The 14,019-nt window shown below is 61.7% G+C and carries 10 protein-coding genes and 1 pseudogene; 5 read left to right on the top strand and 6 right to left on the bottom strand.

Annotated elements, in window-relative coordinates; genetic code table 11:
• Positions 1-173: 173 nt before the first annotated feature.
• Positions 174-1,436: pseudogene (locus tag JANGC3_RS29355) on the bottom strand (malic enzyme-like NAD(P)-binding protein); the annotation flags it as partial.
• A 220-nt stretch (positions 1,437-1,656) separates the two neighbouring features.
• Between JANGC3_RS29355 and JANGC3_RS0114120 the strand changes: the two are divergent.
• Positions 1,657-2,715, top strand: a complete 1,059-nt coding sequence (locus JANGC3_RS0114120) for a LacI family DNA-binding transcriptional regulator (protein ID WP_017877138.1) — start codon at positions 1,657-1,659, stop codon at positions 2,713-2,715.
• Between the two features lie 66 nt (positions 2,716-2,781).
• Here JANGC3_RS0114120 and JANGC3_RS0114115 read toward each other — a convergent pair whose 3' ends face one another.
• On the bottom strand, positions 2,782-3,045 hold the full coding sequence (locus JANGC3_RS0114115; RefSeq protein ID WP_017877137.1) for a hypothetical protein: 264 nt from the start codon (positions 3,043-3,045) through the stop codon (positions 2,782-2,784).
• Between the two features lie 145 nt (positions 3,046-3,190).
• On the opposite strand from JANGC3_RS0114115, the gene JANGC3_RS32740 reads away from it, so the two are divergent.
• The 3 genes from JANGC3_RS32740 (at position 3,191) to JANGC3_RS29345 (ending at position 6,681) form a co-directional block, all read left to right on the top strand.
• The gene (locus JANGC3_RS32740) at positions 3,191-3,451 is read left to right on the top strand and encodes a hypothetical protein (protein WP_157406641.1); all 261 of its coding nucleotides are present in this window, start codon (positions 3,191-3,193) and stop codon (positions 3,449-3,451) included.
• Positions 3,451-4,770 carry a cytochrome ubiquinol oxidase subunit I gene (locus JANGC3_RS29350; RefSeq protein ID WP_017877135.1) on the top strand — a complete coding sequence of 440 codons (1,320 nt, stop codon included), beginning with the start codon at positions 3,451-3,453 and terminating at the stop codon, positions 4,768-4,770. Before JANGC3_RS32740 ends, JANGC3_RS29350 begins: the two co-directional genes overlap by 1 nt.
• A gap of 120 nt (positions 4,771-4,890) precedes the next feature.
• Complete coding sequence (locus JANGC3_RS29345) at positions 4,891-6,681, top strand: DUF2235 domain-containing protein (protein WP_157406639.1); 1,791 nt, start codon at positions 4,891-4,893, stop codon at positions 6,679-6,681.
• Positions 6,682-6,683: 2 nt separating this feature from the next.
• Here the strand turns inward: JANGC3_RS29345 and JANGC3_RS0114090 are convergent, their stop codons facing one another.
• The gene (locus JANGC3_RS0114090) at positions 6,684-9,857 is read right to left on the bottom strand and encodes a BTAD domain-containing putative transcriptional regulator (protein WP_081611864.1); all 3,174 of its coding nucleotides are present in this window, start codon (positions 9,855-9,857) and stop codon (positions 6,684-6,686) included.
• Positions 9,858-10,014: 157 nt separating this feature from the next.
• The gene (locus tag JANGC3_RS32735) at positions 10,015-10,200 is read right to left on the bottom strand and encodes a hypothetical protein (protein WP_157406637.1); all 186 of its coding nucleotides are present in this window, start codon (positions 10,198-10,200) and stop codon (positions 10,015-10,017) included.
• A gap of 287 nt (positions 10,201-10,487) precedes the next feature.
• Here JANGC3_RS32735 and JANGC3_RS31620 point away from each other — a divergent pair, with 287 nt between their 5' ends.
• Entirely contained in the window at positions 10,488-11,900 is a 1,413-nt protein-coding gene (locus JANGC3_RS31620) for a vanadium-dependent haloperoxidase (protein WP_081611863.1), read from the top strand.
• A 159-nt stretch (positions 11,901-12,059) separates the two neighbouring features.
• Here the strand turns inward: JANGC3_RS31620 and JANGC3_RS32730 are convergent, their stop codons facing one another.
• Together JANGC3_RS32730 and rng are read right to left on the bottom strand one after the other, a co-directional pair.
• Positions 12,060-12,248, bottom strand: a complete 189-nt coding sequence (locus JANGC3_RS32730; protein ID WP_026132975.1) for a hypothetical protein — start codon at positions 12,246-12,248, stop codon at positions 12,060-12,062.
• 257 nt (positions 12,249-12,505) lie between these two features.
• A complete protein-coding gene (gene rng / locus JANGC3_RS0114075; RefSeq protein ID WP_017877129.1) occupies positions 12,506-13,969 on the bottom strand; it encodes a ribonuclease G in 1,464 nt (487 codons plus the stop codon).
• Between the last annotated feature and the right edge of the window lie 50 nt (positions 13,970-14,019).

Raw genomic sequence — 14,019 nt, 5'->3', positions numbered from 1 at the left:
TTGCAGCAGATAGCCGGCGCGCCTGTTGCAAACGGGCCGGAAAAGGGGAAGAAAATGAAGTGACGGGGACGGCAGCGGGAAACCAGGGCAGGCAGCCGGCGCCGGGGCGCGAAGGCCAGAGCCTCCGGTCCGGCCCCGGGGTGACGCCCTGGGTCGGGACGGAGCGCTTACAGCGCCGGCACCGTCACCATCGGACGCGTTGCCACGCCCGAGGACACGGCGGCCAGCGCGACGGCCGGCGCGACCCGGTGCAGCAGGCGCGGGTCGAACGGCGACGGGATCAGTTGCAGCGGCGTCAGCGCGCTCTCGGTCTGGCCCGGCAGCGGCTCCTTGGCCAGTTGCGCGATCGCGCGCACGCAGGCCAGCTTCATTTCCTCGTTGATGGTAGTGGCGCCGACGTCGAGCGCGCCGCGGAAAATGTAGGGGAAGCACAGCACGTTGTTGATTTGGTTCGGATAGTCCGAGCGGCCGGTGGCGACGATGGCGTCGCCGCGGGTGGCGTGGATCAGCTCGGGCGAGATTTCCGGGTTCGGGTTGGCCAGCGCGAAGATCAAGGGGTGGCCGGCCATCGACTCGACCATCGCCGCGCTGACCACGCCGCCCTTGGAGACGCCGATGAAGACGTCGGCGCCGACCATGGCGTCGGCCAGCGAGCGGTCGCTGGTGTCGTTGGCGTAGCGCGCCTTGTTCTGCTCCATGTCGGCGTCGCGGCCCGGGTAGATGACGCCCTGGCTGTCGCAGACCTTCAGCAACTGCTTGTTCAGGCCGAGCGAGCACAGCAGGTCGAGGCAGGCGATCGCCGCCGCGCCGGCGCCCGAGACCGCCACGCGCACCGCGCCGATTTCCTTGCCGACCAGTTCCAGGCCGTTCAGGATGCCGGCGGCGACAATGATCGCGGTGCCATGCTGGTCGTCGTGGAAGACCGGGATGTTCATGCGCAGTCGCAACTGCTGTTCAATATAGAAGCAGTCCGGCGCCTTGATGTCTTCCAGGTTGATGCCGCCGAAGGTCGGCTCCATGCGGCAGACGGTGTCGATGAACAGGTCGGGGTCGTTCTCGGCCAGCTCGATGTCGAACACGTCGACGTCGGCGAACTGCTTGAACAGGCAGGCCTTGCCTTCCATCACCGGCTTGCTGGCCAGCGGACCGATGTCGCCCAGGCCCAGCACGGCGGTGCCGTTGGTGATCACCGCCACCAGGTTGCCGCGCGAGGTATAGCGCCCGGCCGCGCGCGGGTCTTCGACGATGGCTTCGCAGGCGTAGGCGACGCCGGGCGAGTAGGCCAGCGTCAGCGCGCGCGCGTCGTCCAGCGGCTTGGTCGGCACCACCGAGATCTTGCCGGCGCGCGGCAGCGCATGGTAGGCCAGCGCGGCGTCCTTCAGGGACAGCTTGTCGGCGGCGGGAACGGCGTGCAGCGGGGTGTTCGATGTAGGCATAGGAGAATATTGGTAAGCGGCGCGCGGCCGGGTTAAAATGAATGGTTTTGCAGCGTTTTATGCAAGCGTTTGCACGCCGTGTAACATGGAATTTACCAGATAATGGAGGAAAAGAAATTCATTTTTTGCCGCATGTTACGCAAACGCTTGCCTGGACGGCCGCCGCGCGGCCGGGGCGTTTTTGCCGGTTCCGGCCACTTTATTGCAGTTTGAAAGGCACATGACAACCAAAGCCGCCACGTTGAACGATGTAGCCCGGGCCACCGGCGTCCACCTGTCGACCGTCTCGCGGGTGATGAATCCGGAGACCCGCGGCAAGGTTAGCGCCGAGGTGGCAAAACGCATCCTGGCGGAGGCGCGCCGGCTCGGCTACCGCACCAACCGGGCCGCCTCGACGCTGGTTACGCGCAAGTCCAACATCATCGGCGTGGTGCTGCCCGACATCACCAACCCGGTCTTCCCGCCCATCCTGACCGGCATCGAGGAGGGCTTGCGCAAGCACGGCTACCAGGCCATCGTCGCCAACGTCGGCGCCGACGAGGAAGAGCAGCGCTTCGTCATCAACCTGCTGCTGGGGCAGCAAGTCGACGGCCTGATCCTGGCAACGGCGCGGCGCCACGACCCGGTGGTGAAGATGTGCGTCGAGCAGCGGGTGCCGCTGGTGACGGTGAACCGGCGCGACGAGAGCGGCATCGCCTCCTGCGTCATCAGCGACGACGGCCACGGCATGCGCCTGGCGGTGCAGCACCTGCTGGCGCTGGGGCACCGCCACATCGGCCATATCGCCGGGCTGGACGCCTTGTCGACCGGGCATTTCCGCCGGCTCGGCTTCGTCGCGGCGGTGCAGGCCAGCGGCATCGACGCGGCCGGGGTGACGGTGTGCGAGAGCAGCGGCCACACGCGCGAGTGCGGCAAGGCGGCGCTGCTGGAGCTGATGCGGCGCGCGCCGCGGACCACGGCGGTGGTGACCGGCAACGACCTGCTGGCGATCGGCTGCTACGACGCGCTCGCCGAACTGGGCCTGCGCTGTCCGCAGGACGTCTCGGTGGTCGGCCACAACGACGTGCCCTTCATGGACATGGTGCGCCCGCCGCTGACGACGGTGCGCATCCGCCACCACGGCATGGGCGTGGAGGCGGCGCGCCTGATCTTGCAGAGGATCGAGACGCGCGACGCGCCGGTGCTCGACATCCGCCTGAAGCCGGAGCTGGTGGTGCGCGAGTCGAGCGCGGCGCCGCTGCTCGACAGCGGCGAGCGGGCCGCCGCGCATCTGGTGTAGGGAGGGTACGGGGAGGGGGCTTCGGCGTTACCCCGCCGGCTTTTCGGCGTTGCCGGGCCGCTTCATTCACCCCGCGCGTTTTGCCGCTTCCGCCAACACCTCGAGCAGTTCGAAATGCAGCGTCGTGAACTGAACATCATCGCTCAGCGCGTGATCTGGCATGCAGCGAACATGGCACTCCTGGAACTCTTGCGCGCTGGAAAACGTCTCCCCCCGCCACACTTCCTCGGGGATATGGCCGAACTGGATGTTGTATACCTTGGTCGCATTGATCAGGCAGCGCAAGTTTTGCTTTAGGTCGTACACCTCGATCACATCGAGTAGTCGCATTCAATCACGTCGTGGTGTATTTCCGATGCGGGAGGGCATCTGTGAACGAACTGTAAGCCCGACGAGGATACCGTGTGTTTCGAACAGACCGGCAGGAAGCAATGGCCTGTTTCATTCGAACACCCTTATCAACGTGGAGCATGAAATGAAATCACAGAATCTTGATCATCGCGCATTCCGGTCGATCCCAGGCGCGGCTCGTCCCAATCCAGCCAGCGGCCCGGCATCGAAAACACCCGTTGCCGCAGCCGTGCAAGGCCTGCGCAGCGCATTGCAGCCAGGCTTTCCCGGGCAAGCGCCGCGCATCGGGCACAGGCTCAACTGGTTTATCGGCCTCTACCTCGTCTCCCTGTTTTCCTTCGGCGGCCTGATGTCGGCGCTCCGCTGGACGCTGGAACTGCTCTGATGGACAGCATGGGGATCGTCATGCTGTCGCGAGCTCAATTCGGCGCCACCGCCAGCTTGCATATCATTTTCCCTTGCCTGATCATCGGCTTGGTGTTTTATCTGGTTGCGCTTGAAATACTATGGCTGGCAACGGGCAGGGAAATCTATCGAACGCAATTCGACTTTTGGGTAAAGCTGTTTGCGGCGGCGTTTATCGTCGGCGTGGCGACCGGTGTCGCGCTATCCTTTCAGCTCGATACCGCGTTCGGCGGCTTCTACGATAAAACGTTCGCCCTGCTTGTGCCGATTCGCAAAATGGAGTTGCTCAACGCCGTGTTTATCGAGGCCGGCTTCTTCGGCGCGATGGTATGGGGCAGGGAGCGGGTCGGCAAGCGCTTGCATCTGGCCGCGACATTGCTGGTCGCGCTCGGCGTCGTCACGTCGATGGCGTGCATTCTCGCGCGCAATTCATGGATGCACACGCCCGACGGATTTTCCTTGCTGGGCGGGCGCTTGGAAACCCGGGACTGGCTGTCGCTCGTCCTCAGTCCCTCTTTTCCGTATCGTTTTTTTCACATGCTGGGCGCCAGCTTCTCAAGCGCGGCATTTGTCGTCCTCGGCGTTTCCGCATGGCTGATGCTGAAGGGACGCGAGCCTCACTTCGCGGCGTTTGGCTTGCGCGCTTCCTTGCGGGTCATTGCCGTCGTGCTGCCGCTGCAATTCCTGTCCGGGGATTTGCATGGCTTGAACACCAGCGCATACCAGCCGACAAAACTGGCCGCAATCGAAGCCTTGTGGGACACCACGCATGGCGCGCCGATGGTGCTGTTTGCGCTGCCGGACCAGGAACGGGAAAGGAACCGGTATGCCATCGAGATTCCCAAGCTCGCCAGTCTGATCGTGGCCCATTCCCTGAACGGGAAAATCGCCGGCTTGAAGGAAGTGCCGAAGGACGAGCGCCCGTATGTTCCGCTGGTGTTTTTCAGCTTTCGGATCATGGTCGCGATGGGCGTGATGATGTTGGCCGTCGGGATCGTTGGCATGGTGCTGCTGCGCAAGAAACGCCTGTATGACAGCCGCCGGTTTCTGCGCATCTGTTGCGGGATGATTCCGAGCGGGTTCATCGCCACCATCGCTGGATGGTGCGTGTCTGAAGCCGGCCGCCAGCCTTGGGTGATCCATGGTTTGCTGAAGACCGTCGACGTTGCCGTGTCCATGCCGGCCGCGCGGGCGATGCATACCGCCGCCTGGTTCGGCGTCGCCTATGCAGTCTTGTTCGCGGCCTTCTTCTATGGCGCTTGCCGCATCGTCAAACAAGTGCCCGTCGGTTCTGCGTGAATGTGTGAGCGGTCTGTAAGCGTCATATGTCTATCTTCTGCATCTGGACCGGGCAATCGAGAAGGCGGATTGCCCGGATAACGAAGTCAAAGGCGCAGAGCGCGCGCAGGAGCAAGCATCGTGGGAAAAAACATCATTCTTCTTTCCGATGGGACCGGTAACAGTTCGGGAAAAGCGTTCCGGACAAATGTGTGGCGGATCTATCAGGCGGCCGACCTGGCCGATCCGCAGCATCCAAGCTTGCCACGCCAGTTCGCGTTGTACGACGATGGCGTGGGTAGCTCGTCCTTCCGTCCTTGGGCCTTGCTGTGCGGCTTGGTGGGCATTGGCCTTGCTCGCAATGTGCGCGAGCTCTACATCTTTCTCTGCCGCATTTATGAACCTGGCGACCGCATTTACGGATTCGGCTTCAGCCGCGGCGCGTTTACCATACGCGTGCTGACCGGCCTGGTTATGAGCCAGGGCCTGGTCCCGTATGGCGGCAACGAGGGGCGGCTGCAGCGGCTGGCGGCGGGCGCCTATCGCGCCTATCGGCGCCAATACACGACCCGCTTCGGCTTGCTACGGCCATTGCGCGCGGTACGCGATGTCGTGATCGATGTCCTGGACCGGCTTGCCAGCCGGCCTCGCTATCGTGACGTCGCGAAGAGGGGGGGGCCAGGGTCGGAAAATCCGCTGCAAATTGAATTTCTCGGGCTATGGGACACGGTCGACGCCTATGGACTTCCGATGGACGAAGTGGCCCGTGTCATCGATCGATTCATCTGGCCGTTCAGGATGCCCGATCTGAATCTGAACCCGCGGGTCAAGCGGGCCATGCATGCGCTGTCGATTGACGACGAGCGCAGGGCATTTCATCCCCGCCTCTGGAATGAAGAGGAACTGCCCGGCACGTCCGCGCCAGAGGCGGCCACCCATGTCGATGCCGAGCGCATCAGCCAGGTATGGTTCGCCGGCGTGCATTCGAACGTCGGCGGGGGCTATCCGGACGACAGCCTGTCCTATGTTTCGCTGGAATGGATCATGGCGGGCGCGGCAAAATGCGGGCTGCGCTTCAGCGACAAGATATGGCAGGGCTTCCGCGCGCTCGGCGACGAGAATGGACGCCTGTACGACTCGCGCCGGGGACTGGCAAGCTACTATCGCTACAAGCCGAGGCGGATAGAGAATCTTGTCAATAACGACGAGGTCAGGATCCGGCGTCCGAAGATCCACGAAAGCGTCTTGCGCCGGATCAGTGTCGGGCATGAGGGCTACGCGCCTTTCGTGCTGCCACCCGATTTCGCGGTCGCGCGCGTGGATGGCAGCATCGTCGATGGCGGCGCCTACCTGCATCTCAAAGACATCGGAAAGCAGTCGGCGTTCGGCATCCATAGCGAACATGTCTACAATTGGGTCTGGTGGCGCAGCGCCGCCAATCTCTTTACGATTGCCGTCACGCTTGCACTTGCACTTGTGCTCATGCCACTCCTGCTGCGTGGCAAGCCGGCTGCCGCCTGCGGGGGTATATGGTGTCTGCTGGCGGCGGGGATCGATTTTTTGGCCTCCATGCTTCCGGGCGTTGCCCAACGGTGGATCGGCTGGTTTTCCTCGCATCCGAAGGTATTGCTCACGCTTGCCGTCGTGGCCGTCGGCGGGCTGGCGATGGGGAAAAAACTGGAATGCCGGATAAGCGATGCAATGCGGCCGGTCTGGTATCACATCGCAAAGATGAGAACGCTGAGCGGCCCCGCTTGCCCGCCCACGGAACCAGGTCGTATCAATCGGACGCTTGAATGGCTGCGCACGCGTCGTACGTATCATGCCGTCGCCGGCATCGTCCAATGCCAGATCGTGCCGGTCCTGTTCATTGCCGCAATCGGTTTCGGCGGCATTGGACTGTTGCTGAATGCAACGTACGGGTACCGCTAACTTTACTCTTGCGTACTCGCCAGATATGCCGCTTCGGTCTCCGCCGATGGCTTGACGCCGAGCACGACGGAGAGCATTTGGCGGCAGCGGCGATAGACCTCGATGGCTGCCGCCGTTTCGCCGCGCCGTCGATGGCATAGCATCAGGCTGCGGTACAGCTCTTCCGAGAGATTGTCGATTTCAATGCCGCGCTGGTACGCCGCCACTGCGCGGTCCCAGTCGCCCGCCTGTTCCCAGGCATGCCCGAAACTGAGCGCCTGGCGCAGGAATTTGCCGCGCAAGCGCTCGCGTAGCGGCAGCGCCCAGGAGGCTTGGGTCTCGCGCTCCAGGAAGTTGCCCGGATACAGACGAAAGAATTTGTCTGCGACGCCGAGGCAATCGCAGGGCTTGTGTTCAAGCTGGTTCGCCAGCCGCTCGAATGCCCACACGTCGACCCAGACAATGTGCTGATTCAGCGAAAGTTTTCCTTCATGCATGGTGATCGCATCGTCGTGCCTGAGCAGCTTGCGCAGGCGGTGCAGGCTGGTATTGAGTGCATGCTGCGCCGCGTCGCCTTCCACGTCCGGCCACACATCGCCGGCCAGCATGGCTGCGGATGCCTCTCGGCCGCCGTGGGCGATGAGCGCCTTGAGCAGTTCCAGCGGCTTGGCTTGGGCCTTGCCCGATGTCTTGGCCGGCGTGTCCTCGATGGCGATGGAAAAGCGGCCCAGCGTATACAGCTTGATCGGCCACGGCCACTGCTCGCTATCGGGCGTATCCGGCTGTAGCCCGCGTACTCGAATGAGTTGCTTGGCATAATCGACTTCAATGCCTTCTTCCAACGCACGGCGCAGCAGCGGCGAGACGATCTTTGGTTGCCAGCGCAAGGTGTTGACATAGCCCTGCCCGCGTCCGATAGCCAGACCGGCGCGCAGGATCGGCAGGCCGGCGGCGGCGTCGCCTGTTTTCAGGGCGGCGTAGGCTTCGATCAACAGCGCGTCGAACGTGAGGATCAGGCTGGCTTCGCCCGCGCGCAATCGCATCCCGCGGGCGCTGGCGCCGGCGTGTTCCAGTTCGCCGGCTTCGAGCAGCAGCTGCGCGCGCGCGATCAGGCAGTAAGTTTGAATCGTCACCGCGCCGGTTTCGAATGCGCAGTCGACGGCGGTTTGTCCATGCTTGAGGGCCGCCGCCAGCTCGTTTCGGGCCAGGTGGTACCAGGACTTTACCGAGTGGAACAAGGCCACGTCCATGCGCCGCTGCGGATCGATGGACGCTTCCAGCTGCGGGATGAGCTGGCGCGCGCAATCGAGGTCACAAAAGGAGAGGGCGAGAATGGCCCGCTGCGTCAGCACCACGGGCTCGATGAAAGTCAGATGGTATTCCCGCGCAATATCGGCGGCTTCCTTCAAGACCGTGGCCGCGGCATTGTGCTCGGCGCGCAGCAACAGGTAGTATGCGGTGGCAATGCGCCACCACACCTGGTTCAGGGGCGACACCTGCGCATGCGCGAGATGCGGGCGCAGCAGCCCTACCACGTGCTCGGCGTAGTCGAGGTTGCCGCGGAAACAATAGCAGTTGAGCAGAATGGTGCCGGAGGCAAAGCGGACGCCGGCCGGCACGTCCTCCGCCAATAGCGTGAAGGTGCGGGCCGCCTCGCGCATCAGCAAGGGATGCTGCGGTTGGCGGTAGAGGAGTGCGGCCAGCAGCGCCGATCGCGCGCTCAGTTCGGCTTCCGGCGATGAGAACTCCGCGCCGTCGGCCAGCAAGGCATTCAGCAAATCGATCCAATGATCGAGCGGCGCGAAGGAGCTCCACTGGAAGTAATAAGTTTCCATGATGGCGGAAATGGCCCGTATCTGGCCGGCCGTGTCGTCTTGCGCCTTCAGGCCCGCGTACGCTTTTTCCAGCGCGCCGCGGGCCTCCCCGGGGTCGATGGCGGCGTCGCAGATGCCGCGCCAGTAGCGCAGCCAGGGGTCGGCGTCCAACGCGCCGGCGGGCAATTGGTCGATCCAAGCCTTCACCGTCTGCCAACGGCCATGCTGAATCAGCTCATGCGCATGCTGGCGGATCAGCCGCGTGGCTGCCGGCCAATCCTGGGTGGCGACATACAGCGGCAGCGCATCCTCGGGACGCTTGCCGATTTCAAGAAGCCGCGCCGAACGCCGCTGCAGCAGCAGGCATTCCGCCGCGTCGAGCTGCCGGCACGCGCGCGCCAGCAGGAACTCGCGAAACAAGGCGTGGTATTGGTACGTCACTTCCGGCTCGTCGCGGCGGTCGATAAAATAGCGCAGGCGATACAATTCATTGAGTTGCTGGCCGGCCTCAAGGTCGCCGCTGATCGCTTCGGCCATCGGCACCGTAATGAGCGGAAGGAAGGCGGTGCGCAACAGCAAATGCTGCGCCTCCGGGGATGCCGCCGAAAATATTTCGACAGCGAAGTAATCGAAAAGCGCCTGGCGCGACATGGGCAGGCTTGCGCCTTGTGCGCTGCCGACCGAGCGGTGCTGGCTGAGCATTAATACGAAGCCGGCGGCCCAGCCTCCGGACATTTCCCGCAGGCTGCTTGCCTTTTGTTCGACCTCTTCGGGGGAAACGCCTTCGAGCAGCGCAATTTTGTGGGCTTCGTCCATGCTGATCTGTAAGTCATGCCGGTCGAGGGAAATCAGCGAGCGGCTCAGTTGCAGCCGCAGGAACGCATCGGGCGGCTCCAATCGGCTGGTGACGATAATGTTCACGTCCTGCGGTACCTCTTCCATCGCATCGCGCATAATCCCATGCAACACCGAAGTCAATGGCACCGCATGGTAGTTGTCAAATATGAGCGCGCCCGGGTGCGGCAGGCAATGGAACAGTTCGCGAAAAAATCGACGCGTGAATCCGGGAAGATCAGACAAGTATTCGGGCGCCAGAAGCGGCAGATGTGCGGTGCGCAGCAAGCTGCCGGCCGCCATCGCCAAGTAATAGAAAAAGCTCGCGGGGTCGGCGTCGCCGCTATCGATCTGATACCACACCGCGTTGAGCTTTCTGGTCTCGAGATAACTCGATACCAGTGATGTTTTTCCCGAACCCGGAGAACTGGCGATCCAGACCGCTTGGTGTTCGCGCGCCTCATCGAGCCGCAGGAACAGGCGCTCGCGCGGCAGTGTTCGATACAGTCTTGGACGGGTCAGCTTCGCAAGGGTAAACGACTGTTCCATGGTTGTCTCTCGATCAGGTTTGTTTTTCGATGTAGGTCAATGGGCGCGGGAATCCATTGTGGTAAACGCGATGAAGGTTAGAGCATGGTGCTCCGCTGCGAGTTCTCCACAGAACTGCAAAGCGCGTGGATTTGATCGATATGCATGGCCTACCGCTTCATTGATGCATGATGAGCTTGATCAGGGCCAGCGATTCTTGCGGAATTCTATCGACGCGATGAATCATTTTTTCAATGTCATGCAGCTTGCGGGCGGCATCGACGCATGCCTCGCGCGTTGACAGATTCAAGGTCTTGTCAATTGCCGCTTTATGCAGCCGCCATCCCAATTCCGCACAGTTCATTTCTGCTACTCCTTCATCTACGCAACGCCGCGGGACCGGGCGGCCTGCATCCAAGATTGCGTCCGCTGCGCTTACAAATAACTCACCGCTCCGGCGAAAACCGCGACGCGGCGCCAATGAACGAATGTGTGGGCCATCTGTAAGAAACGCCCGGTTATGTTGCTTGCGTGAAGACGGGAATACGCCATCAAGTCCTTTCCCCCACTCTTCATCCGGCAAGTCGCCACACGTAGGCCTAGCAGTGCCAGGCCACCTTTACCTATTTTTAAGAAAGCACGGAGGAAAAAATGAGAGATCCAATTTTGTTCTGGAATGAAATTTCTTTGGAAGCCGATCGGCGTAGTCATACAAATAACCAAGGCGAGCAGCGCGGCCCGACACTGAGTTCCCGCGCCTTGGCCATCGTTCATTTGGCGATGTACGACGCCTACGCTGGAGTCGTCAACAACCAGAAGTTACTCCCTAGTTATATGGGGTGTTCTCCGCTTGGTGCTAAATTATCGGCAGAATTGGCGGTATCCGCCGCGGCGCATAGGACCTTGTCAGTTTTATACCCCAGTCAAACGGAATTTTTCGACGCTATTCTCGCAAAAGAAGACGATAAAAAACTGGATGATAAATCCAGGGATTCGTATAAATTCGGCAATGAGGTTGCCTGCAGTATTTTGGAGGACAGATTGGGCGATCCGGACGCTGCGGCGGGTTCGTATAAACCCGCGACCGGCCCTGGAAAACATCGGCCCGACCCCGACAACCCCGGCCAGGGAACCTATTCAGCGGAGTATGGAAAACTCTCGAAAGGCTTTGGCATTTCTCAGCGGTTCGAACTCGCAGAGCCACCGAAGCCGAATACTGATGCGTATAGGAAAGCTTTGGCGCAAGTGAGGGGGAAGGGAATCAAGCCAGATTTGATGGGAACGCTTCCTGCCGGTATTGTAGGTAGAACCCCGGAGGAAACAATCATCGGTATATTCTGGGCCTATGACGGCGTGGCAAACCTGGGTACGCCACCACGCTTATATAACAAAATAATCCGCAAGATTGCCATGAAGAAGTGCAACTCTGTTTCTGATAACGCCAGGCTATTCGCTTTTGTTAATGTGGCAATGGCTGACGCTGGCATCCTGGCATGGGAGCACAAATATAGGTACGAGTTTTGGCGTCCCGTGCTCGGCGTGCGAGAAGATACATCAGCAGGCGATCCTTTCTGGTTGCCTTTGGGTGCGCCCAATACCAACCGTATAGCAAAGAATTTCACACCCGCCTTTCCGGCATATCCGTCGGGACATGCATCGTTCGGCGCAGCAGCTTTCCATATAACTCGGCTCTTTTATGAGGAGGGTGGTTTGTACAGAAAAAATAGCATATGCGACGACACGCTTCTGGCAGGCCTTGACATCACTTCCGATGAACTCAATGGCATCAGTATGGATAATACCGGTACGGTGAGGCCGAAAATTGTCCGCACATTCCCCGGCGGTTTATGGCAAATGATTCAAGAAAACGGTTTGAGCCGCGTTTTCTTGGGCGTGCATTGGATTTTTGACGCTTTCATGCTTAAGGGAAACGGAGAGCCTGATATTTATATGAAGGACGATGACGGAAATCCATTTGGCGGTGTTCCGCTAGGCTTGCAAATTGCTGAAAATATCTTCAGTGAAGGCGCCTGCTTAGCGCCGAAGAAACCAAGAGGCGGCTAACCAGGCGGGACGCCGGCCGCCGGCGCCGCCGAGGCCTTGCTTCTCGGCGCCGCTTCTTGAAAAACTGATGCCGCCTGTTGCATGAACCCGCGCTTCCGCGCTTTTTCATGCAACAGGCGGCATTTTTTCGCTGTCCAGGGTGGCTCAATCATGACAAATCTACGCAATCCCGATCAACGCCGCGCCGTCCATGAGAACGGCCAGCCCCAGAAAAAAGGTCATGACGGTAGTCAGGATCCGCAGCCAGACATCCATGGAGCGTGCCGGTTGAGGGCGCGGGTAGCGTTCGCTCTCGTTGGCGGCGCAGTGTGTTGTCGTCTCGTTTGGGCGGTCGTTCTCGCGAATCATGATGCTCTCCTCTGTCTGGCCTCCCGCTTACTATGTCACGATGCGCATTACAAGTCGTCTACGGATCGACCAGTGCATGTAATGAAGAGAAAGGCAGAGATAGCAGGGCGTTCCCGCGGCGGGGGCGTGGTCGACATCAGGCTGGAGAAGGCGGCGCGACGCTTTCTTTCGCGCGGCATCGGGGTTCGCTAGGCTGCGGGATCGGCGTAGAGCGGCCAGACTGCGCCGCCCACGCGGGCGATCCGCCGGAACATGTGTCACATCAAAATGACGTCGTACTGTTCCTGGTGGTAGGCGTTTTCCACCTGCAGCGAAATTTTCTTGCCGATGAAGTCGCCCAGCATCGCCAGGTGCTGCGATTCCTCTTCCAGGAACATGTCGACCACCTCTTGCGAGGCGAGGATGCGGAATTCGCGCGGGTTGAACTGTTTCGCCTCGCGCAGCAGTTCGCGCAGGATTTCATAGCAGATCGTGCGCGAAGTCTTGACCTGGCCCTTGCCGGCGCAGGCCGGGCAGGGTTCGCACAGGATGTGCGCCAGCGATTCGCGGGTGCGCTTGCGGGTCATTTCGACCAGCCCCAGCGCCGAAAAATTGCTGACCGACACCTTGGTGCGGTCGCGCGACAGGGTTTTCTTCAACTCGGCCAGCACGGCGTTGCGGTGCTCGGCGTTGTCCATGTCGATGAAGTCGAGGACGATGATGCCGCCCAGGTTGCGCAGGCGCAGCTGGCGGGCGATCGCGTGCGCCGCCTCCAGGTTGGTCTTGAAGATGGTGTCGGCGAAGTTGCGCCCGCCGACGAAACCGCCGGTGTTGACGTCGATCGTCGTCATCGCCTCGGTCTGGTCGACGATCAGGTAGCCGCCCGACTTCAGGTCGACGCGCCGGCCCAGCGCGCGCAAAATCTCCTCCTCGACGCCGTACAGGTCGAACAGCGGGCGCTCGCCGGTGTAGTGTTGCAGGCGCGCCAGTTCGCTCGGCGTGTAGGCCTGGGCGAATTCGCGCAGCTTGACGTGGTTTTCGCGCGAGTCCACCTGGATCGTTGCCGTGTCGTCGGTGACGAAGTCGCGCAGCACGCGCTGGGCCAGGCTCAAGTCCTGGTGCAGCAGGCTGGTGGCCGGGCGCGTCTTGGCGCCGTGCAGGATCGCGCTCCAGGTCTTGCGCAGGTAGTCGACGTCCGACGCCAGGTCGGTGTCGGAGGCGTCCTCGGCCATGGTACGCACGATGTAGCCGCCCTTTTCGTCGGCCGGCAGCATGCCCTGCAGGCGCGTGCGCAGCCGTTCGCGCTCCGCTTCCTTCTCGATTTTCTGCGAGATGCCGATGTGGCAGTCCTGCGGCAGGTACACCAGCATCCGTCCGGCGATCGAGATCTGCGTCGACAGGCGCGCGCCCTTGGTGCCGATCGGGTCCTTGATCACCTGCACCGTCAGCACTTGCCCGTCGAACAGGATTTTTTCAATCGGCGCCGGCGTCGAGCTGCTGCCGTCGTGGCTGCGCGCCTCCCAGATGTCGGCCACGTGCAGGAAGGCGGCGCGTTCCAGGCCGATGTCGATGAAGGCCGACTGCATGCCCGGCAGCACCCGCACCACCTTGCCCGAATAGACGTTGCCGGCCAGGCCGCGCGTCAGCGTGCGCTCGATGTGCAGCTCCTGCACCGCGCCCTGGAGGATCAGGGCGACGCGGGTTTCCTGCGGGGTGATATTGATCAGTATGTCTTCGTTCATGCTTCTGGGCTGCCGGCAGGTGGAGGGGAGGTGCGCACGACGATCATACC

It is taken from the genome of Janthinobacterium sp. CG3, assembly GCF_000344615.1.
Classification (GTDB): Bacteria; Pseudomonadota; Gammaproteobacteria; order Burkholderiales; family Burkholderiaceae_D; genus Janthinobacterium.
This window is presented reverse-complemented; position numbering and strand designations above follow the sequence as displayed.